20 protein-coding genes, 2 tRNA genes and 1 pseudogene are annotated in these 20454 nt (G+C 72.1%); 12 read left to right on the top strand and 11 right to left on the bottom strand.

Features of this window, described 5'->3' with window-relative positions; translation table 11 throughout:
• The 4 genes and pseudogenes from ACFC8N_RS44105 to ACFC8N_RS44090 all read left to right on the top strand — a co-directional run.
• Positions 1–363: pseudogene (locus ACFC8N_RS44105) on the top strand (DUF4162 domain-containing protein); the annotation flags it as partial.
• Positions 360–1163, top strand: a complete 804-nt coding sequence (locus tag ACFC8N_RS44100; RefSeq protein WP_376295336.1) for an ABC transporter permease — start codon at positions 360–362, stop codon at positions 1161–1163. The pseudogene ACFC8N_RS44105 and the gene ACFC8N_RS44100, both read left to right, overlap by 4 nt.
• A 157-nt stretch (positions 1164–1320) precedes the next feature.
• Positions 1321–1821 carry a thiol peroxidase gene (gene tpx / locus ACFC8N_RS44095; RefSeq protein WP_376295335.1) on the top strand — a complete coding sequence of 167 codons (501 nt, stop codon included), beginning with the start codon at positions 1321–1323 and terminating at the stop codon, positions 1819–1821.
• Positions 1822–1978: 157 nt separating this feature from the next.
• The gene (locus ACFC8N_RS44090) at positions 1979–2563 is read left to right on the top strand and encodes a LysE family translocator (protein ID WP_376295333.1); all 585 of its coding nucleotides are present in this window, start codon (positions 1979–1981) and stop codon (positions 2561–2563) included.
• A 24-nt stretch (positions 2564–2587) separates the two neighbouring features.
• Here the strand turns inward: ACFC8N_RS44090 and ACFC8N_RS44085 are convergent.
• Positions 2588–2680 (bottom strand) — tRNA-OTHER (locus tag ACFC8N_RS44085).
• A 220-nt stretch (positions 2681–2900) separates the two neighbouring features.
• On the opposite strand from ACFC8N_RS44085, the gene ACFC8N_RS44080 reads away from it, so the two are divergent.
• Together ACFC8N_RS44080 and ACFC8N_RS44075 are read left to right on the top strand one after the other, a co-directional pair.
• On the top strand, positions 2901–3170 hold the full coding sequence (locus tag ACFC8N_RS44080) for a hypothetical protein (protein WP_376295332.1): 270 nt from the start codon (positions 2901–2903) through the stop codon (positions 3168–3170).
• A 102-nt stretch (positions 3171–3272) separates the two neighbouring features.
• Positions 3273–4007, top strand: a complete 735-nt coding sequence (locus tag ACFC8N_RS44075) for a carbonic anhydrase (protein ID WP_376295331.1) — start codon at positions 3273–3275, stop codon at positions 4005–4007.
• 23 nt (positions 4008–4030) lie between these two features.
• On the opposite strand, the gene ACFC8N_RS44070 is transcribed toward ACFC8N_RS44075, so the two are convergent.
• A tRNA-OTHER gene (locus ACFC8N_RS44070) sits at positions 4031–4123 on the bottom strand.
• 105 nt (positions 4124–4228) lie between these two features.
• Complete coding sequence (locus tag ACFC8N_RS44065) at positions 4229–5041, bottom strand: TetR/AcrR family transcriptional regulator C-terminal domain-containing protein (protein ID WP_376295330.1); 813 nt, start codon at positions 5039–5041, stop codon at positions 4229–4231.
• A 188-nt stretch (positions 5042–5229) separates the two neighbouring features.
• Between ACFC8N_RS44065 and ACFC8N_RS44060 the strand changes: the two genes are divergently transcribed.
• A complete protein-coding gene (locus tag ACFC8N_RS44060) occupies positions 5230–6942 on the top strand; it encodes an MFS transporter (protein ID WP_376295329.1) in 1713 nt (570 codons plus the stop codon).
• 116 nt (positions 6943–7058) lie between these two features.
• Positions 7059–7607, top strand: coding sequence for a Type-2Aa cytolytic delta-endotoxin (locus ACFC8N_RS44055; protein ID WP_376295328.1), 549 nt, complete (start codon positions 7059–7061; stop codon positions 7605–7607).
• Between the two features lie 49 nt (positions 7608–7656).
• On the opposite strand, the gene ACFC8N_RS44050 is transcribed toward ACFC8N_RS44055, so the two are convergent.
• On the bottom strand, positions 7657–9654 hold the full coding sequence (locus tag ACFC8N_RS44050; RefSeq protein WP_376295326.1) for a glycoside hydrolase: 1998 nt from the start codon (positions 9652–9654) through the stop codon (positions 7657–7659).
• Positions 9655–9832: 178 nt separating this feature from the next.
• Here ACFC8N_RS44050 and ACFC8N_RS44045 point away from each other — a divergent pair, with 178 nt between their 5' ends.
• From ACFC8N_RS44045 to ACFC8N_RS44035, 3 genes are all read left to right on the top strand, one after another.
• Complete coding sequence (locus tag ACFC8N_RS44045) at positions 9833–11026, top strand: macrolide family glycosyltransferase (RefSeq protein ID WP_376295324.1); 1194 nt, start codon at positions 9833–9835, stop codon at positions 11024–11026.
• A gap of 108 nt (positions 11027–11134) precedes the next feature.
• The gene (locus tag ACFC8N_RS44040) at positions 11135–11656 is read left to right on the top strand and encodes a GNAT family N-acetyltransferase (RefSeq protein ID WP_376295322.1); all 522 of its coding nucleotides are present in this window, start codon (positions 11135–11137) and stop codon (positions 11654–11656) included.
• Between the two features lie 195 nt (positions 11657–11851).
• The gene (locus tag ACFC8N_RS44035; RefSeq protein WP_356039219.1) at positions 11852–12589 is read left to right on the top strand and encodes a hypothetical protein; all 738 of its coding nucleotides are present in this window, start codon (positions 11852–11854) and stop codon (positions 12587–12589) included.
• A 59-nt stretch (positions 12590–12648) separates the two neighbouring features.
• On the opposite strand, the gene ACFC8N_RS44030 is transcribed toward ACFC8N_RS44035, so the two are convergent.
• From ACFC8N_RS44030 to ACFC8N_RS44010, 5 genes are all read right to left on the bottom strand, one after another.
• Positions 12649–12978, bottom strand: a complete 330-nt coding sequence (locus ACFC8N_RS44030) for a helix-turn-helix domain-containing protein (RefSeq protein WP_376295320.1) — start codon at positions 12976–12978, stop codon at positions 12649–12651.
• A gap of 180 nt (positions 12979–13158) precedes the next feature.
• Entirely contained in the window at positions 13159–13749 is a 591-nt protein-coding gene (locus ACFC8N_RS44025; RefSeq protein ID WP_356039213.1) for a snapalysin family zinc-dependent metalloprotease, read from the bottom strand.
• Positions 13750–13896: 147 nt separating this feature from the next.
• Positions 13897–14661: an alpha/beta hydrolase gene (locus ACFC8N_RS44020; protein ID WP_356039210.1), complete on the bottom strand. Its 765-nt coding sequence runs from the start codon at positions 14659–14661 to the stop codon at positions 13897–13899.
• A gap of 719 nt (positions 14662–15380) precedes the next feature.
• Positions 15381–16214 carry a PIG-L family deacetylase gene (locus ACFC8N_RS44015; protein ID WP_376295318.1) on the bottom strand — a complete coding sequence of 278 codons (834 nt, stop codon included), beginning with the start codon at positions 16212–16214 and terminating at the stop codon, positions 15381–15383.
• A 149-nt stretch (positions 16215–16363) separates the two neighbouring features.
• Positions 16364–17059: a glycerophosphodiester phosphodiesterase gene (locus ACFC8N_RS44010; protein WP_376295316.1), complete on the bottom strand. Its 696-nt coding sequence runs from the start codon at positions 17057–17059 to the stop codon at positions 16364–16366.
• 548 nt (positions 17060–17607) lie between these two features.
• Here ACFC8N_RS44010 and ACFC8N_RS44005 point away from each other — a divergent pair.
• Positions 17608–18480, top strand: coding sequence for a GyrI-like domain-containing protein (locus ACFC8N_RS44005; RefSeq protein WP_376295314.1), 873 nt, complete (start codon positions 17608–17610; stop codon positions 18478–18480).
• Positions 18481–18940: 460 nt separating this feature from the next.
• Here the strand turns inward: ACFC8N_RS44005 and ACFC8N_RS44000 are convergent, their stop codons facing one another.
• Both ACFC8N_RS44000 and ACFC8N_RS43995 read right to left on the bottom strand, forming a co-directional pair.
• Positions 18941–19378, bottom strand: coding sequence for a DUF6069 family protein (locus tag ACFC8N_RS44000; protein WP_356038869.1), 438 nt, complete (start codon positions 19376–19378; stop codon positions 18941–18943).
• A gap of 193 nt (positions 19379–19571) precedes the next feature.
• The gene (locus ACFC8N_RS43995; RefSeq protein ID WP_376295313.1) at positions 19572–20450 is read right to left on the bottom strand and encodes an NADP-dependent oxidoreductase; all 879 of its coding nucleotides are present in this window, start codon (positions 20448–20450) and stop codon (positions 19572–19574) included.
• Positions 20451–20454 lie beyond the last annotated feature (4 nt).

Below are 20454 nucleotides of genomic sequence, written 5' to 3'. Positions count from 1 at the left end.
GCCGACCAACTCGCCGACCGCATCGCGGTGCTGAACGGCGGCAAGCTCGTCGCCGAGGGCACCGCCGAGGAACTCAAGCGCCTCGTCCCCGGCGGACACGTACGGCTCCGCTTCACCGACCCGGCCGCGTACCGGAGCGCCTCCTCCGCCCTGGGCGAGGCCTCCCGGGACGACGAGTCCCTCGCACTGCACATCCCCGGCGACGGAACCCAGCGCGAGCTGCGCGCCATCCTCGACCGGCTCGACAGCGCCGGCGTCGAGGCCGACGAACTGTCCGTGCACACCCCCGACCTCGACGATGTCTTCTTCGCCCTGACCGGCGGCGCCGGCATCCCCGACCAGCCCAAGGAGCCCGTCCGATGAGCACCCCCCTGGTTCCCGCCCGCCCGGCCCGGATCTCCCTCGCCGTGCGCGACTCCTCCACGATGCTGCGCCGCAACCTCCTGCACGCCCGGCGCTACCCGTCCCTCACCCTGAACCTGCTGCTCACCCCGGTCATGCTGCTGTTGCTGTTCGTCTACATCTTCGGCAACGCGATGAGCGGCGGCGCGGGCCGCTCGGCCTACCTCGCCTACCTCGTGCCCGGCATCCTGCTGATGACCATCGGCTCCACCGTGATCGGCACCGCGGTGTCCGTCTCCACGGACATGAGCGAAGGCATCATCGCCCGCTTCCGCACCATGGCCATCCACCGCGGCTCCATCCTCGTCGGACACGTCGTCGGCAGCGTCCTGCAGTCGGTCATGAGCGTGGTCCTCGTCGGCGCCGTCGGCGTGGCCATCGGCTTCCGCTCCCACCACGCCACCGTGCTGGACTGGCTCGCGGCGTTCGGACTGCTCGTGCTCTTCGCCCTGGCGCTCACCTGGATCGCGGTCGGCATGGGCCTGGTCAGCCCGAACGCCGAGGCCGCCAGCAACAACGCCATGCCGCTGATCCTGCTGCCCCTGCTGTCCAGCGCCTTCGTCCCGCTGCACTCCATGCCCGGCTGGTTCCGGCCCATCGCCCAGTACCAGCCCTTCACCCCCGCCATCGAGACCCTGCGCGGACTTCTCCTCGGCACCCCCATCGGCGACAACTGGTGGATCGCCCTGGCCTGGTGCCTCGGCCTCACGGTGCTCGGCTACCGCTGGTCCACCTCGAAGTTCGCCAAGGACCCGAAGTAACCGCCACGACGACGCGGGCCACTTCCCGCGACGCGTCCCACCCGAGGGCGGCGTACACCGGCATCGCGTCGGGGTACGCCGCCCCGTCCGTGTCGGCGAACCGTAGGATCGGGCACGTCTGTCGACTGTCGACGGAATCGTTGCGAGGAGACTTCTGATGGCTCAGGTCACTGCCAAGGGAAACCCGGTTCAGGTCAACGGCTCGCTGCCGCAGCCGGGCGACAAGGCCCCGGCGTTCGAGTTGGTCGACGCGAATCTGACGGACACGAAGCTGTCGGACTTCGCCGGGCAGCGCAAGATCCTCAACATCTTCCCGAGCGTCGACACCCCCACGTGCTCGGCCTCGGTACGCACGTTCAACGCCCAGGCCGGCGACCTGGCCAACACCGTGGTGCTGTGCATCTCCGCCGACCTGCCCTTCGCCCAGGCCCGGTTCTGCGGCGCGGAGGGCCTGGAGAACGTGCGCACCCTCTCGACCCTGCGCGGGCGCGTCTTCCACGAGGACTACGGCGTGGCGATCGCCGACGGCCCGCTGGCCGGCCTGACCGCTCGCGCCGTCGTGGTGCTGGACGAGAACGACACGGTCGTCCACTCGGAGCTCGTCAAGGAGATCGGCGAGGAGCCCGACTACGAGACGGCGCTCACGGCCCTGAAGTAGGACGCGACGTCACGAACGCTTCGGTCCGGCGGGGCCGGGAACGCCTCGGAGCGCCCCCGGCCCCGCCCCCGCCCCTCCCGGGAGCCCCCGAACGCACACGACACACACCCTGATCACCGCCGGGTCGGCCTTCGCCGGCGTGGCCATGCTCATCAACATGGCACCCGGCCCCGACTCCCTGCTCGTCGTCCGCACGTCCGCGACCCGGGGCAGACGAAGCGGACTGGCCGCCGCCCTCGGCATCCTCACCGGCTGCGTGGGCTGGGGCCTCGCCACCGCCGTCGGCCTGACGGCCCTGCTGACCGCATCCCGCATGGTGTACGACACGCTCCGCATGTGCGGCGCCGCCTACCTCGTACTCCTGGGAGTCACCGCACTCCGCCACGCCCGGAAACCGCCCGCTCCCGGAGCATCCGAGCGCACGACCGCCGCCCCGCCCGGCCGCTGGGCCGCATTCCGCACCGGCGTGGCGACGAACCTGCTGAACCCCAAGGCGGGCGTGTTCTACCTGAGCCTGATCCCGCAGTTCGTCCCGCGGCACGCGCCGGTGTTCGGCGCGACGCTGCTCTTCACCGCCATCGACGCGGCCGAACTGGCCGTCTGGTACTGGCTCCTGACCCGCGCCGCCTCGGCGCTGGGCGAGCGCGTCCGGCGCCCCGTGTTCCGGCGCCGTCTCGAACAGCTCACCGGCGTGGCCTTCCTCGGCTTCGCCGCCGGCCTCCTCGCCGACCGCTCACCGTGAGCGGGCGAGAGAAGGCAGCCTGTGCGGAGAGGGCAGGATTCGAACCTGCGTGGACCACGAGGGTCCGACTTCGGGCTGCTGCCCTGGTCCCCGATGAGCCGCTCCGGGCACCTCTCCTTGCTCCCGGCCCCCGCGGTGTTCCGCGGTGCCGTTCACGAGTACGACGATGCCAGGCCCGGCTGACACGGGTCTGACCCGCCGCTGACCACCCCTCGCACGACCGACTCCACCCGGGGTTTGAGGCGCCGTCACCCTGATGGTCCGTCCCGACCGGCAGAACCGTCCGGGCGCGGTGAAGATGATCAGGACATGAGGGGGGAAGCGAAAGGAGCTGTTCGTGTTCCGCTCGATTGCCACGGTATTGGCCGCTACTGCCCTCACCGGTTTCCTGGGCGCCGGCATCGCCGGCGCCGTACCCGTCCACTCCCAGGCCTCCGCGGCCGTCACCCAGCAAGCGAAGGGCGGCGGCGGCGACGGCGTCGGTGGCCTCGGCTCCGCCGGTAAAGACGTCGGCGTCGGCGTCGGTGGCGTAGACGCCAGCGGAACCAGCGGTGTCGGCGGCCTCGGCTCCAACGGCAACGAAGGCAACGGCGTCGGCGGTCTGTGAGGTCCTCGCCGTTGTTCCCCCGGCCCCCCGTCTCGTGCGGGGGGCCGGGGGTTTGCGGCAACGGGCAGGCACCGCGTGACGCGCAGTGGAAGGGACCGACCGATGGACGCAGCTCGACGTGTGGACCGCAGGGCCGTGCTGGCCGGCTCGCTCGCGGGTGCCGCGACCGCCCTTGCGGGGTGCGCGCCGACGAGCGCCGCCACGCCGGCGTCCGGCGTCTCGCCCGGTCCGCGCCCGACGACGCCCGCCGCGGCGTTCGCGAGACTGATGGACGGCAACGGGCGCTGGGTGAGCGGCAAGCTCCGGCATCCGGACCGGGACCCCGACCGGCGGCAGCTCGTGGCTCAGCAGCAGGAGCCCTTCGGGTCGATTCTCTCGTGCATCGATTCCCGGGTTCCGCCCGAACTCCTCTTCGACACCGGACTGGGTGACCTCTACGTGATGCGCACGGGAGGGCAGGCGGTCGGTCCGGTGGTCACCGGTTCCGTCGAGTACGGCCCGATGACGAGCGGCACCCCGCTCGTCGTCGTCCTCGGGCATCAGCGCTGCGGCGCCGTCAAAGAGGCGTACCAGTCCCTGCGTGACGACAAGCCCCTGCCCGTCAACCTCCAGGCGATCGTCAGGGCGCTGCGGCCGGCGTACGAGCAGGCGGTGCGGGAAGGCGGTGCCGACCCGGTCGAGACGATGGCCCGGGCCCAGGTGAAGCTGACCGCGAGCGCGCTTCGCTTCAACGAGGACCTCGCCCCGTTGGTGCGCAAGGGTTCCCTCGCGGTGGTCGCCGCGTACTACTCACTCGACACCGGCATGGTGGAAGTCCTGGCCGGCCGGCCCTCCTGAACCGTTCCTGGCGACTGCCTGTGCGGAGAGGGCAGGATTCGAACCTGCGTGGACCACGAGGGTCCGACTTCGGGCTGCTGCCCTGGTCCCCGATGAGCCGCTCCGGGCACCTCTCCTCGCTCCCGGCCCCCGGTGTTCCGCGGTGCCGTTCACGAGTACGACGATGCCAGGGCCTGCTGACGCGCCTCTGACCCGCCGCTGACGCGCCGATCCGCTGTGGTTCAGGCGGTGCCGGGGGTGTTGCCCGCGTCCGGGGCGGCGTCGGCCCCGGGGGCCGGCAGATAGCTGGCCAGTCCGCGCAGGATGATCTCCAGGCCGATGTCGAACCGCTCGTCGGAGGAGTCGGTCACCATCAGACCGGACAGGGCGCGCAGGTGGGGGAAGTCCCGCGCGGGCAGGGACGCGAAGTAGTGCAGCATCTCGTCGGCCATCTCCTGCCAGTCGGGGCGGGCCGGCGAGGCGGCGCCGCCGCCGTGCCGGGCGGCCCGGTCCCGCCACATGCCCTCCTCCAGGACGAAGCCGTCGATGTAGGTGGAGATGAGGTCACCGGCCTCCGCCGCGATGCGGTCGGGCAGCCCGGCGGTGCGGAAGATGGCGAGCAACGCCTCGACGTGCGGCAGCAGTTCGGCGGTGAAGGGGACGTGTCCCATGGAGATCCTCGCCATGTCCCGGTGCGACAGCAGGCGCCGGCGCCAGGCACGGGCGAAGTCCCGCAGCTGCTCCTGCCAGCGCTCCGGATCGGGTGCGGGCAGCGCGTAGCCGTCGAAGAGACGCGTGTACATGAGCTCCAGGAGGTCGTCCTTGGAGCTGACGTGGGCGTAGAGGGCGGAGACGGCGACCCCCAGTTCGGCCGCCACCTGACGCATCGACAGGCCGTCGAGCCCGTGCCGGTCCAGCACGGTGAGGGCGGCCTCGACGATCCGCTCGCGCGAGAGCGGGGCGCGTGCCGGCGCGCCCTGGGTGCGAGCGGGGCGCTCGCGCTCCCACGGGGTCGGCGGAGGGAGTGCGGGGGTGCCGGCGGCCGCGTCGCTCATGGTGACCAGTCTAGAGACCCGGAGAACAGTGTTCTGCCCAGGGCGAGGGCGTCCCCCCTCGGGCCGAGACGCGATATATCTTGTCTTGGCGACGATGGCGCTATATCGTAATGAACAACGTTCTCTTGATGAGCGCTGTTCTGTTACGGTGAACAGTGTTCTTCCCTTCCTGTCGTGAGGAGTCTGCGATGTCCACCACCGGTGTCGCGTCCGTCGGGACGCCCACCGACTCGCCAGCGCCCTACCGATGGCGCTGGGCCGCGCTCTTCGTGATCCTGGCGGCGGAGGTCATGGATCTCCTCGACGCCGTCGTCACGAACATCGCCGGCCCCTCCATGCGGGCCGACCTCGGCGGCGGCGCCTCCACCCTGCAGTGGCTCGCCGCCGCGTACACCCTCTCGATGGCCGTCGGACTCGTCACCGGCGGGCGGCTCGGGGACATCCACGGGCGCCGCCGGATGTTCCTGGTGGGAGCCGTCGGCTGCACCCTGGGCTCGCTGCTGTGCGCGGTCTCCGTCTCGCCCGGGACGCTGATCACGGCCCGCGTCGTGCAGGGCCTGTTCGGCGCGGTGATGCTGCCGCAGGGCCTCGGCATGATCAAGGAGATGTTCCCGCCGAAGGAGTCGCAGAAGGCCTTCGGCATGTTCGGCCCGGTCATGGGGCTGTCGGCGGTGTGCGGGCCGATCCTCGCGGGCTGGCTCGTGGACGCCGACTACTTCGGCACCGGCTGGCGGATGATCTTCCTGATCAACCTGCCGCTGGGTGCCGCCGCCTTCCTCGGCGCGCTGCGCTACCTGCCCAGGGGCCGCTCCGGCGACAGGCCGCGCCTCGACATCCCCGGCATGCTCCTGGTCTCGCTGGCCGCGCTGCTCATCATCTTCCCGCTGGTCCAGGGCCGTGAGTACGACTGGCCCGGGTGGACGTTCGCGATGATGGCCGCGTCGGTCGTCGTCTTCGCGGCCTTCGCCGTCTACGAGTCGCGGCGCAGCAGGGCCGGCCGTGACCCGCTGGTCGTCCCGAGCCTCTTCCGCAAGCGCGGGTTCAGCGGAGGCATGACGCTCGGGCTGGTCTTCTTCTCGACCATGCAGGGCTTCATGCTGGTCTTCAACCTCTACACCCAGATCGGCCTCGGCTACTCGCCGTTGAAGGCGGGCCTGGTGATGGTGCCCTGGTCGGGCGGCATGATCGTCGGCTTCGGCGTCGCTCAGGCGGTCACCCGCTTCGGCCGGGCCGTGCTCCAGGCGGGTACGGCGGTCATGGCGCTCGGCGTGTTCGGCGTGTGGCTGACCCTCGACACGGTGGGCAGCGGCGTCGGCCCCTGGCAGCTCGTGCCGGCCCTGCTCGTCACCGGCATCGGGATGGGCCTGCTCATGGCCCCCTTCTTCGACATCGTGCTCGCCAGCGTCGAACAGCACGAGACGGGCTCGGCGTCCGGCACGATGACCGCGATGCAGCAGCTCGGCGGCGCCTTCGGCGTGGCGCTCCTCGGCACCGTGTTCTTCGGCCTGCTGGGCGGCGGCATCGCCGGCGCCGTCGACCACCACGCGGCCGGCCTGCGGGGGCAGTTGAGCGCCGCGCACGTGGCGCCGGCCGCCCAGGACCGCGTCGTGGCGGACCTGCGGCGGTGCGCCTCGGACCGTGCCGTCGCCAAGGACCCGGCCGCCACCCCGGCGTCCTGCGCCCGCCTGGGCGAGGACACCCGGTCCGCCGTGACGTCGCCCCAGGCCGGTGCCCGCATACCCGGCGCGCTGGAGGCCACCGCGAAGTCGGCCTTCCGCACCGGTTTCGGCTCCGTGATGAAGACGGTGCTGTGGATCGTCGACGGCATGCTGGTCCTGACGTTCCTGCTCTCCTTCCTCCTGCCGCGCCACGCACGCCCCGAGGGATCCGCCGGCCACTGAGCCCGGCGGCGCCCCGCGGGTCGCGACGGCGCACCGGTACGGCATACTGACGCCCCATCGATGCAACAAAATGTTGAAGGAGGGGCGTTGGCAGCCTGTTTCAGGACGGTCACGAGGTGGGAGAGGCCCATCTCGCCCAGGCGGAGGCCCTGGCGCGCGCCTTCCAGGAGGCGATCGCGCCCGCCACCGTCAACTACGACTTCGGCCACATCCGCGATGCCGCCGCCCGGCTTCCCGACAGCGACATCGTCAGGATGATCCGTGGCTGGGGGCTCCAGGAGGAGGCGCCGGTCGTGGTGATGGCGCTCTCCCTCAAGGAGGCGGTCCGCCAGGCGCTCCCGCCCGAGGCCGCCCAGGCGTCGTTCTGGGACACCGTCGAGCGCGACCTCGTGGACGCCTTCACCGGTCTCGCGGCGCAGGAGGGCGCACCGGGACTGGCCTACTACGACGAGGGGCCGGACCGCACGAGCTACTACCGCGACCTGTTCTTCACCCTCCAGGACGAGCAAGCCGGCGCCCACCTGTACGCCGTCGCCTTCTGCGCCGACGTCACCGTCGGCCTCGACAAGTCCCGTGTGGGCGCCCTGGGCCTCGCCGACACCGCACCGTTCGCGGTCCGGCTCGACGCGATCGTCGTACGGCAGAAACTCGCGAACGCGGCCTGATCCTCCGGGCGCCGCCCCGCATCCCGGGGGCCGGGCAGGCGGGTCGGCGTCACAGACCGGCCGGGCACAGCCGCTGGGCCCTGCCGCCGTCGACGGCGGCGTCGACACAGCCCGCGGGCAGGCCGTCGTGGGTGCGGTCCGAGAAGTTGGCCGTGACCGTCAGGACGCCGTCGCCGAACGTCGTGCGCTGCACCAGCCGGTCGGGCGTCAGCCACCGGAAGCCGGTCATCGGCCGCGTCGCCGCGGCCTTGTGCAGGGGCTCGAAGTACTTCTGCAGCTGGGCGATCCGCGAGCCGTGCCCGTCCAGTTCCGCCTTGTCGAGGACGAGGTTCAGCGGGACGTTGTACAGCATGGCCAGCAGCGCGCGGGTACGGCTCTGGTCGGGCAGCTTCGACCAGGACAACTCCCAGCGCTCGGTGCTGATGACCGAGTCGTGCAGCACGGTCTGGTACAGCGGCACCCGGTACCTGGGGTCGTACATCGCCTTCGCGACGTCGGCCGGCAACCGCACGGGCTTGAAGAAGATCCCGGGCGCTCCGGCCGGCGCGTAACCGCCCCAGGCGGCGCGGTCCCGCTCCAGCGCCCACAGCTGGTCGGGTACCGGGCTCCCGGAGCCGTGGCTGAAGGCGAGCACACCGTTCGCCCAGGAACCGGCGCTCTCCGAGCCGACCACCAGCCCGCGCTCGCCGGACAGCCGGGCCAGCCGCCGCAACCGGTTCTCCCGGTCCCGCGCCGGGGTCATCGGGTGCGCGGGGGAGTGGTCGGTGAACAGCTCGCCGGCGGCGTCCACGTCGAGGAAGTAGCTGTTCGCGCCGTTCGCGGTCATGTCCCGGGTGCGGTCGGCCAGATAGTGGCGGGACGGCTCGGCGCGGCGCAACGCCTCGGAGCTGACGTAGCAGCCGCGTCCGCCGAAACCGGTGACGACCCTGCCGTCGGCTCCCCGCACACAGGCGTCCTGCCACACGGGCGCGGGCCACTTCGACACCGGGCTGTCGGCCGAGGCGGGGTCCTGCGCGTTGGCCCAGGAGTCGTACGGCCCCACGAGGTAGCCCGACCGCTCGGCCAGGCGCACGGCCGAGCGGTCCATGGGGGAGCCGTCGGCGTCGTAGCCGAGCCACATCCTGTCGATGCCCAACTCCCGCAGCCGCCGTACGCCTTGGGCGGTGCGGGCCTGGCCCCAGGTGTAGGCGTGGAAGGCGCCCACCAGCCTGCCGGCCTCGGGGTTGCGGGCGATCTTCTGGCGCAGGGTGGTGATGCCGCCGTGGGCCTGGAGCCAGGCCCGGTAGTCGCGGGCGGCGGCCACCGGCGAGCCGTCGGTGAGCGCGAAGGCCAGCGTGTAGTCGAGCGTGCCCTCCGAGGGTGAGAACGCGTGCTCGGCCTCGGCGTGCAGCCGGCCGCCGGCGGAGACGAACTTCAGCGTGGTGGCGATGTCGGACTCGGCGATGTAGCTCGCGCCGTGCCCGCCGCGCAGGCTGGTGCCCCAGAACGGCATGGTCAGACCGTCGGACAGGCCCGCCTCGGAGCCCGCGAGCCCGGCCCCCGCGGAGTTCCACCAGCGGTCGGCGACCGGCACCGACAGGCCCTCGCCGCGCGGGACCTGCACCTCGCTCGTGTCCGGGTCGGTGGCGGTCACCGGCCAGGTCAGCGTGGACTTCCGGGTGGAGCGCACGGTCACCGCAAGCCGTCCCTCGCGCGCGGCCGCGGTGACCGTGAGACCCCTCGCCGGATACCCCCAGGTGGCCCTGTCCCCGTGCACCGAGACCTGCGCGGCGGGCCCGAGGGCGCCGGCCGCCGGAGCGGACAGCTGCCAGGCCCGTCCGTCGTCCGCCCGGCCGCGCACGGCCAGCGAGCCGGTGTCCACCACGACACGCCCACCGGCGACGGGCACGGTCACCCGGTTGCCGCGCACTTGGACCTGCCGCCCGTCCCGCCCGCCCGTACCGAACGCGGCGGCGGTGCCGACCACCCCGATCACCGTGAGTGCGGCACCCAGCGCGACGATCCTCTTCCTGGTCTTCCTGGTCTTCCTGATCTTCCTCGCCTTCATGGGGCGCCACTGTCACGGGGGGATCTAAGAACATTGTGAGAACGCGCGGCGCGCTCGCCGGTACTGCCTCGTCGGCACGGCAGCGCGGCCGCGACAGAGACGAGGACATGGTCCGCGTTGCCTGGCCGGGGTTCCGGACGTTTGTCTGCCGTAGACGTCTATCCAAGGAAGTCCGGTTATGCCCCTTAAGAATCGGTCCGCCCATATCGCCATGGTCGGCACGCCTTTGGCCGCCCATGTGCTGCCCAGCCTGGAGATCATCCGTGAGCTGGTGGCCCGCGGTCATCGCGTGACGTACGCCAATGCCGGCCCCGTCGCCGGGCTGGTCACCGCCACCGGCGCCGAACCGGTCGGCATCACGTCCACTCTGCCGGACGCCGGCCGCGACTGGCCGCAGGATCCCATCGGCTGCGCCTCCCTCTTCCTCGACGAGGCGGAGGCCGTTCTGCCGCAGCTGCACGCCGTGTACGACGACGATCCCGCCGACCTGTACCTCTACGACGCCGGCGCGTACGCGGGCCGCGCGCTGGCCGAGGCACAGGACCGCGCTCTCGTCCAGCTGTCCGCGGCGCAGGTGGCCTGGGAGGGCGCCCAGGAGGAGATCGGTGCGGCGTACGCGCAGCTGCCCGGAGGCCCCGCACACCGGGCGCGGTTCGCGGACTGGCTGGCCCGGTGCGGTGCGGTGACCGGGAACGTGGAGGAGTTCACCAGCTACCCGCGGCGCACGCTGGCCATGATCCCGCGCGCCATGCAGCCGCACGCGGACCGCGTCGACACCGAGGCGGTGACGTTCGTCGGCCCATGCCTGGGGGCCGGCCAGGAGCAGGGCGGCTGGACGCGGCCGGAGAGTGCGAAGAAGGTGCTGCTGGTATCGCTGGCCGGCGCTGCCTCCCACGGGCCGCAGGAGATCCACCACCAGTGTGTGGCGGCGTTCGCGGATCTCCCCGGCTGGCATGTGGTGCTGCAGACGGGCAGTGACGGCGACCTGGCCGATCGGGTTCCCCGCAACTTCGAAGTGTGGCCATGGGCGCCGCCGTTGACGATGCTGGAGCAGGCGGACGCCTGGGTGACGCACACCGGTGTGGGCACCAGCGGTACGGGCCTGTACGCCGGCGTGCCGATGATCGCGGTCCCCGACGGGCCCGACCAGTGCCTCCACGCCGACCGGCTCGTCGAACTGGGTGTCGCCCGCCGGCTCGACCCCGCGGACGTCACGGCGGCGGCGCTGCGTACCGCCCTGATGGAACTCATCGGCGATCCCCAGGTCGCCACGCGTTCGGCGTGGCTGTGGTCCGAGGTACGCGCCGAGGGCGGCACCGGCCGGGCGGCGGATCTGATCGAGGAGCAACTGGTGGCGGAGCGGGTGGGCTGACCGGTGGCGTCGGCCGCCGACCCGGTGTTCGGTGCGTACGGCGGCGGGCCGGGGCCCGGGTCGGTTCGGTCAGGCGGTGTTGTTCCGGGCCCGTGCGAGGATCGCGACGTGAATGGCTTCCACTTCCGCCTCGCCCGTGACACCGACCTCGCCGCCCTGGTTCGTCTGCGCGACGACGCCGCCCGCTGGATGATCGCCCGGGGCGTCACCGGCCAGTGGCAGCCCGGCGAGCTGGACGGGGACCACTTCCGCCGGGCCATGGCGACGGGTGAGGTCTGGCTCGCCGAGGCCGACGGCCGCGTGGCCGGGGCGTGGGAGCTGTGGTGGCAGGACGAGGACGCCTGGGGACCGCAGCCGCCGGTGGCCGGCTACGTGCACCGGCTGATGGTGGACCGCGGCAGCGCGCGGCCGGGTGCGGGGCGGCTTCTCCTGCGTGCCGCGGAGCGCCGCGTCGCCGCGGCGGGCCGGGCGGTCGTACGTCTGGACTGCCTGGCCGACAACACACGCCTGAACGCCTACTACCTGGACGCCGGCTACCGGGTCGTCGGCCACAAGGCGGGCAAGCCGCAACCGGGCGGTGCGCCCAAGTCGTTCACCCTCCTGGAGAAGACCTGCGGGCCGGCCAATTGATACGGGCCCGTGCGGGCCCTGCGCCGGTGCGGGCGGACACGCTGGCCGATTGTCGTTGGAAGTGACGGCGTGGTGCCATGTCGGCTGACATCATCGACTGACGGCGGTTGAGCCTGTCCGTGGAACGTCTTGGGGGCGCCGTCGATGAGTTGGCTTCACCACACCTGGTTGGCTGTCTACGTGTTACCCGCCGGCGTGAGCGCGGGCATCGCGTGGGTGGGGCTGGTACGCGAGTTCTCCGGCAAGGGGCGGTTGCTGGGCAGCTGGGCGTCGTCGTCTCTGATGCTGCTCGTGCTGGCGTTGATGGGTGTGGTGGCGGCCGGTGCGGTGGTGCTGCTGCCGCATGCGGCGTCGATTCCGCCGGTGGTCGCGGGTGCCGCGACGGGAGCCACGGCGCTGCCCAGACGCCGGCAGGACGAGACGGCGCAGCCGTACGTCAAGTTCATGACACTGGGTATCGCCCTGGTCAGGGAGCGGCTGGTGCAGCGTGTGCATCTGGACGCGTGCAGCTGGTCGGACCGCTTTCTGCAGGGCATCGAGACGTCCGCCCAGCTCAGGGTGTTCGTCCACGACCTCAAGCTGTACCTGCTGGAGCGGCATCCGCTCACCGCCGAGACGAAGACGATCTGCGCGATCTACACGGACGTGCAGACGGCGATCGACGTGGCGCTGGACGTGCAGACGCGGATCGACGAGGCGTGCCGCCAGGCCGGGCGGGAGGCGACGGGGGACGAACTCGTCGCCCGGCGCCAGGCGTTCGGCACCGCCCTCGCCCAGTGCGGTCACCTGCTGCGCTTCGCGTACGTTCACGGCCGCCGCAGCGAGAACGAGGAGCTCAGGGTCCTGCGGGCGAAGGCGATGTCCGACGACGCGTTCCACAGCCCGGCCGTGCCGTCGCAGCGTCGCTGGTTCGACCGCTGGCTCACCCGCTGAACGCGGACGGCCCGGCGATCAGCGGACGGACCGTGCGGCGCGCGTGCCGCACGTGAGGCTCAATGGCGGGCCGGAAGCACGCTGCTCCGGTGGGGCGACGCATCCGTGCCGCGGGCTCTGGCGTCCGTCGGCTGTGCCCGGGGGCAGAAGGTGATCTGCACGTCGGCGTCCAGCGCTTCCGCCACGGCGGCGAGGGTGCGCACCGTCAGGTTCGCGTCTCCGGACATGATCTGACTGACGCGCCCCGGACTGACGCCCATCGCCGCCGCCAGGTCGGAGCGGGTCTTGCCCTGGCCGGCCAGCAGGCCGGCCAGGGAGGCCGTCGCCTGTCGCCCTATCCGGGAAGCCGCTAGCGTGGTCCGGCTCTCGTCACGGGCAAAAATGCCCATGATTCACCCCCAACTCATGGAGAGACAACGCTTGTTGCCACTCCATCAGCATGCCACCTTTAGCTAGGGCTAAAAACTCGGTTGGTGGAAACGCTACGCCCTTCACCCTCCTTCAACGGCGCTGACCTGCGGTGGCTCGCCGTGAAACCGCGCAAAGTCACTCTTCTGAGTCAGTTCCGGTCAGCGTGAGCCGGTGCGAACCCGGCCGGACCAGATGTCGATCACCACCTGGCGGTGGTGCGGGCGCATCGCCGACGCGCCGGCGGCGTAGTTCCTGTCGACCTGCGCCGCCTCGGCCGCGTCCGGCTTGGCGTTCGTGCAGGACGTGCCGGGGCCGTGGCCGGACATGAGCTCCGAGCACGGGCCGCTGTAGTCGTCGGGCAGCCCGAGGATGTGCCCGGTCTCGTGGGCGGTGATGCGGGTCGCGTCGTAGCCCTCGTCCACCGCCTGCCGGCCCAGCTGCACGTCGCCGCTGCCGCCGGGGAAGATCGGCCCCAGCGTGGTCTGCGGCCAGCCGCTGGTCGCCTCGTAGACGTAGTCGGCCGAGCCGGGGGAGCTCGCCGGCTCCAGGCGCACGTTGTGCACCGCGTCGTTCCAGTTCCGTACGGCCTGCTCGACCGGGCCCGCCCACTGACCGGCACCACTGGCGTCGTAGGTCAGGGTGACCACTGCCGGGGTCGCGTGCGGCGCGGGGTGCGCCGAAGCGACGCCGACCGTCGTGCTCAGTATGGCCGGGAGAAGTACCGCCAGGGTCGCTGTTCGCTTGTTCATGGGACTGGTGCGCCTCCTTGGGTCTCCGTTGCTGCCCGCAGTAAACGAGTTCGTCGCGAACACGACAACCTCTGTCCCGGCAATCGGGTCCCGGTCGCAGCCAAGTTGGCTCAAAGAGCACAGGGGGCGGCGGCACCGCGCCGGCGGTCAGGCCGTGCCCGCCGCTTTGAGGATGAGGTCGGCGACGGCGTCGGGGCGGGCGACGAGGGAGACGTGGCAGGTGTTGATCTCGACGGTGTGGGAGCGGGCTCGCTCGGCCTCGAAGCGTTCCTGCTGCGGGGTGATGGTCTTGTCCTGCCGGCCCACCAGGGCCCACGAGGGGATGCTCCTCCACGCGGCGGCCGTGGCCTTCTCGGAGAACGCGGTGGTGGCGGCCGGTCGTTGGGTGATGCCGAGCAGGTTCGCCTGGGCGGCCGGCAGACAGGCGGCGAAGACCGAGTGGACCTTGTCCTGCTTCAGGTAGAGGTCGGTGCCGGTCGTGCCGCCGGTGCGGTACGGCACGGAGTTGGTGGCGGTCGCCAGGGCGCTCGGGAAGCGGGCGGACAGCGACATGCCGCTCTCGCCGACGTCGGGCATCAGCGCGTTGACGTACACCAGCGCCTTCACCTGGGGGTTGCCGGCCGCGGCCGAGCTGATGACGGCACCGCCGTAGGAGTGACCGGCCAGCACGACGGGACCCTTGACCGACTTCAGCACCGAGGCGAGGTACGCGGCGTCGCCGTGCAGGCCGCGCAGCGGGTTCGCCGGGGCCATGACGGTGTAGCCGCGACGCTCCAGCCGCTGGATCACGCCGTTCCAGCTGGAGCCGTCCGCGAACGCGCCGTGCACCAGGACGATGGTCGGCTTGGCGCCGTTCGCCCCGCTCTTCGCGTCGGCCGGGGCGGTGGGCACCGTGCACAGTGCGGCGATCACGCACCCCGCTGCCACGATGCGCCGGCACCGGCGTCGGCGCGCAGTGTCCGGCAGTGGCCCGCGTATGGCAGATTCCGTCATGCCGATCTCGCTCTCTCCCGGGGGGACTACGGCCCATACGTTCACGATTCGACGTGGACGGACTCGGCGTGATCGCCCAAGCGGGTGACCGGGGTGCGGCATGGGAGTGACGTTCACGGTGCGGAGTTCGCCGAGCCGCGACTGCCCGGCCGAGGAGTGCCGAGGGTGTCGGACAGTGCGTCGAGGGCGCCCCGGCAGGCGTGTTCGGGCGGGGCCGCGCAGCCGATGAGCACCCCTGCCGGGCGCAGAGGGAGCGGGCCTCGTCCTCGGGTGGCCGGTCGGCGGGGAGGACCAGGAGGGTGCGCAGACCGGCGGGGACGCCGTGGGCGGTCGGTTCCGGTACACCGGCCACACGGGCCAGGAGCAGTTCGCGCCGCCGGCGGCACGGAGCGGCGCCGCAGCACACATCACCGGCGTCGTCGGCACCGCCGTGGTCCTCTTCTACTGGCTCACGCTCGGATTCGCCGCGTTCCGTCTGTGCACCCTCGTCGCCCGCGTGCCCCGGACCGCCGCCCTGCTGACGACACGCCGACTGTCCCCGCCCGGGCTCCCGCGCCGAGACCCTGGCGCAGCCCCGGTGACGGCGCCGGGGACCGGGCGGGCGAACGCCCCCGTCCCGGGGCCGGGGGACGGACGGATCAGCGCAGGCCGGCGAAGAGGTCGTTCTCGGGTACGGCCGCGCCGGTGGTGTCCCGGACACGTACGAAGGTCTCGACGCCCATCAGCTCGGTGAACCTCTTCTGGCCCATCTTGAGGAAGAAGATGTTCTCGCCCTGGCTGGCGTGCGCGGCCAGCGCGTCGAACTTCTGACCGCCGAACGCGGCGGTGTCCACCCAGGTGGTGATCTCCTCGTCGGGCAGTCCGATCTCGGCCATCGCGGCGGCCTCGGCGGGATCCGGCTCCTGCCAGTCCGCACCGAACTCGCGCATGACCTCCCCGAACCGCCGCATCATCGAGCGGGGCGCCGTCGTCCAGTACACCTTCGGTGTCGGGTCGGTCATCGCCAGCGCGGCCATCGTGATGCGGTTCGCCTGGATGTGGTCGGGGTGGCCGTAGAAGCCGTTCTCGTCGTAGGTGACGACCACATCGGGCTGGTAGCGGCGCATGAGTTCCGCGAGCCGGGCGGCGCCCTCCTCCACGGGTGTCCGCCAGAAGGATCCGGGGACGTCGTTGCTCGGCCAGCCCATCATTCCGGAGTCGGTGTAGTCCAGCGTCTCCAGATGGCTGATCTTCAGGATGGCGCAGCTCGCCTCCAGTTCCTGACGGCGCATCAGGGCGACGGCTGCCGGGTCGTGCCCGGCATCACCCGGCTTGACGCCCCCCGGTCCGTCACCGCAACTGCCGTCGGTACAGGTCACGAGGACCGTGCGGATGCCCTCCGCCGCGTACCGCGCGAGGACGCCTCCCGTTCCGGTGGCCTCGTCGTCGGGGTGGGCGTGCACCGCCATGAGTGTCAGGGGCCGGTCGTTCATGAATCAGTCCTCCTGTGTGAAAGGGCCTCGGCCGGAGTCTGCGGCAGGCGTGTCAGCGGTCGCCCCGATGGCGGGGCGACCAGCCGGTGCAACAGTGCGGGCCGGACCGGCTGTTCCCGGCGTGCACGGGCGGCCCCGGACCCCTGAGGTCAGGCCGTGGCCTCGACCAGCCGCTTCATGCCGGGCTCGTCGGTCACGCAGCCCACCAGGCCGAGCGTCCGGGCCAGCGCCAGATCGCGCTCGTCGTTGACGGTCCAGGCCATGACGTCGATGCCGGCGGCGCCGCACTTCTCCACGATCGCCTGGTTCAGCTGGCGCAGCTCCACGCTGACCAGGGTGGAACCGACCTTCTGGGCGCGGCCGACGAAGGTGTCGCGGTGCGCGCTGGGGCCTGCCACCAGCACGGTGCGGGCCTGCGGCAGCAGGTGGTGGATCTCGATCAGCGCCGCGTCGTGGAACGACAGCACCGAGACCCGGTCCAGCAGGTGGCGGTCGGTGAGCACCCGGGCCAGCGACCGGGCGGCGGCCACGTCCTTGATCTCCGCCTGGATCGGCAGCGTCGGTCCGACGGCGTCCAGCACCTCCTCGAAGGTGGGGATGCGCTCGCCGAGTCCGGCGTCGAGCTTCTTGAGCGTCTGCAACTCCTGGTCGGCGATCGGACCGGAGCCGTCCGTCGTGCGGTCCAGGGTCTCGTCGTGCATGACGACCAGCGCGCCGTCCTTGCTCAGGTGCAGGTCCAGTTCGATGCCGTCCAGGCCCTCGCGCTCGGCCCGCAGGAAGGAGCGCAGGGTGTTCTCCGGCTCGGCGGCCATGACACCGCGGTGGCCGATGGTGAAGAAAGACACTCGGTTGCCGTCCTTGGGTGTGGTGGTCCGGGGCTGCCGCACGAGCGCCGTACCCCTCCGCCGGGCGGCGGGCGACCACCCGTCGCAGCGCCCAAGCCTAATGGGCCCGTCCGGCCCGGTGGCCGGCGTCGGATTCGGTGCCCGGGATGCGAGTCAGGTCCGCCGGACGCCGGCGTGGTGCGGGCTACCGTCGCCGTACGGCGATGCACAAGAAGGACGCGAGAAGGACGGGGGCGGGGCGGGATGAGCGAGCACGTCCGACGGCCGCGGCACCGTACGGTGGACCGCGTCGCGTGGATCCTGGAGGCCGCCGCGCGTGCGCCGGGCGTGAGGCAACGACTGCCCACTCGACCGTATCCCGTACGGGGACGAGAAGTCCTCGCAGAGGTCCTCACGTGCCCCGTCCGAGGGCGGCAGCGGACGAGCCGATAGCGGATCATGACGCCGGGTTCCGTGCTGCCGTACCCGACCGGAGCGGGCACAGGATGTCGGGTGCGGCAGGCTCGGTCCTTTCTAACGTTGGTGATCGAAAGGGAAGGAGGCCGGGGTTGCTGGATCGGCTCAACCAGGCCATGGAGCACATCGAGGGTCACCTCGACCAGCACATCGAGGTGTCCGCGCTGGCCCGGATCACGGTCACGTCCGAGTACCACTTCCGGCGGCTGTTCTCGTCACTGGCGGGGATGGCGCTGTCGGAGTACATCCGACGCCGGCGGCTCACCGTCGCCGGGGCCGAAGTGCTGGCCGGGGAACCGACCTTGCTGGAGATCGCGATGCGCTACGGCTACTCCTCGGGGGAGGCCTTCGCCCGGGCGTTCCGCGCCGTGCACGGCGTCGGTCCCGGCGAGGCCAGGCGTACCGGCGCGGCTCTGAACTCGCAGCCCCGGCTGTCCTTCCGCCTCACCGTCGAAGGGAACAGCACCATGCGGTACCGCATCGTGGAGAAGGAAGCATTCCGGGTCGTCGGCAAGAAGGCCCGCGTCCCGCTGATCTACCGGGGCGTCAACCCGCACATCGCCGAGCACATCCAGAGCATCCCGCCGGAGACGATGCAGCGGATCGTCGGCCTCTCGGACCAGGACCCGCAGGGCGTGGTGTCGGCGACCGTGCGCCTGTCGGACGGCTTCGAGGAGGGCAGCGAACTCGACTACTACCACGCCGTGGTGACCGCTGCCGCCGAGTTGCCCGAGGACCTCGACGTGCTGGACTGCCCGGCGGGCACCTGGGCCGTGTTCGAGAACACCGGTCCGTTCCCGCAGGCGCTCCAGCAGATGTGGGGTGACGTGGCCGCCCAGTGGATCCCGTCCAACCCCTACGAGTACCGTCCGGGACCGGAGATCCTGCGCACCCGGCCGTCGCAGGACGACCCGGCGCGCTCCGACGCGCAGCTGTGGATCCCGGTGACCCGCACCACGGTCTAGTGGGGTGTCTCCCCCCGCGGGGTGACGGCGGTGAGGTGGTAGAAGCTCTGCCGGAGCCGCGACCAGGGCTGCCGCGGGCCCTCGCAGAGCCAGATGGCCTGGCCTCGGCTCGCTTTGGACACGTGCAGGTGGTTGTCGACGGTGCGGTGGGGGGGAGTCAGGGCGCGCTGCTCCTGGCGTGGCGCGGCCCGGGGGCCGGTGCGGACGGTGACACGGGTTGCGTGCGGCGGTTCAGCGCCTCGGCGCGTTCCTGCCCGCACGGGACCGGGCCGAAATCCCCGTCGGGCAGCCGGTGGCGCAGGACGCACCCGACCGCCCCGCGGATGCCCACGGCCAGGGTGAAGCGGTCGGGGGCGCCGAACTCACCGGCTCTGCATGCCTGTTCAAGGCCACGACCGTACTGCTGAGTCCGGCGCCGGCCTGTTGCCGGGGTGCGGCGGCGGCGCGGGACGCCGGGTCCCTACGGCCTCGCGGCGGTCCGCCGCAGTGCGATGACGAGCACCGAGCCCGTGACCAGATGCAGGCACACGAGCACCGTCTTCGCGCCCGTCGTGACACCGAGGCCGAACGGGCCGGCCAGGGACAGGACGAGGACCGTGAGGGCGAGGACGGGCCAGGTGCGGTACGCCCTCGCCGGGGCCCACCGCTCCAGGGCGGCGAGCGAACCCCACGCGGCGAGGCCCGCCACCACCGACGCCGCCAGGACCGCCGCGGCTCCGACGGACTGTTCGTGGCGGTCCGAACCCGTACGGACGACGAGGTGGACGCCCGCCAGCTGGGCGCCCACCAGCCAGACGACGAGGGCCGCCACGGCACCGGCCAGAACCGCCAGGATCCGCGCTCGTCGCATTCCCGAGGCCCCGGACTCGCCGTCGCGGGACGGATTCGCGGTCACCATGGAGTGCCACTCCCCTCTCAGTACAACGTCCAGCGGGCGGCACCGGGAGGCGAGCAGCTCCGCAGACCGGTCGCCGGAAGACTAGGGCGGCGCCCCGCCCGCAGCCAGCGGCCAGGGCGCCCGCACGCCAAGATCGGGGGAAACAACCAGACTTCGCCGGTTCCAGGTCCGTCGGCGAAGCACGCGGTGCACCTCAGAAGGTGATCAGGACCTTGCCGAGGAGGCCGCCGGCTTCGAAGCGCTCGTGGGCGGCGCGGATGTCGCCGAGCGGGAAGCGGTCGGCGATCCGCAGCCGCAGCTCGCCGGCGTCGACGAGCCTGGCCAGGTGGGCGAGGTCGGCGGCGTTCTCCTGGACGTAGCTCTTACGGGCGCCCGGCACGTCGGGCAGGGGGTGGTCGGCGACGGAGACGAAGCGCCCGCCGGGGGCGAGGGCCGCGGCCACGTCCGTGCCGGCGGTGTCGAGGACGGCCTCGTACCGGCCGCGGGGCAGGTCCTGCGGGCGGTGCCAGGCCCGCTCCGCGCCGAGCTCCGTCGCCGCCTGCTCATGGCCGGGCCGGGAGACCAGGGCATCGACGTGGGCGCCGGTCGAGCGGGCGAGCTGGACCACCAGGCCGCCGACCGCTCCGGCGGCGCCGACGACCAGAATCCGCTCGTCGGCGCTCAACTCCGTGGCGCGCAGGGCCTGCACGGCGGTCGTACCGGCCAGCGGAAGGGCCGCCGCGTCCGCCGGCGGCACCGTGGCCGGTGCGGGTGCGAGCAGGTGGCCGGGCAGGGCGACCAGCTCCGCCCAGGTGCCGCGGCCGGTGGCGATCTGCGCGGACATGGCGATCACGTGGGCGCCCACCTCGTGAGCGGGGTCGTTGCTCGCGACGACCCGGCCGGAGATGTCCCAGCCGAGCGTGGCCGGCAGCGGCGGGCCGACCTCCCAGGCGCGGGTCTTCCAGTCCACCGGGTTGAGGCTGCTGGCCGTGGTGCGGATGAGGACTTCACCGGCGGCGGGTACGGGTGCCGCGACCTCGCGGAGGGTCAGGACGTCGGGACCGCCGTGGCGGTCGATCTGGACAGCGCGCATGGTC

The organism is Streptomyces sp. NPDC055966, assembly GCF_042269865.1.
Classification (GTDB): Bacteria; Actinomycetota; Actinomycetes; order Streptomycetales; family Streptomycetaceae; genus Streptomyces.
This window is presented reverse-complemented; position numbering and strand designations above follow the sequence as displayed.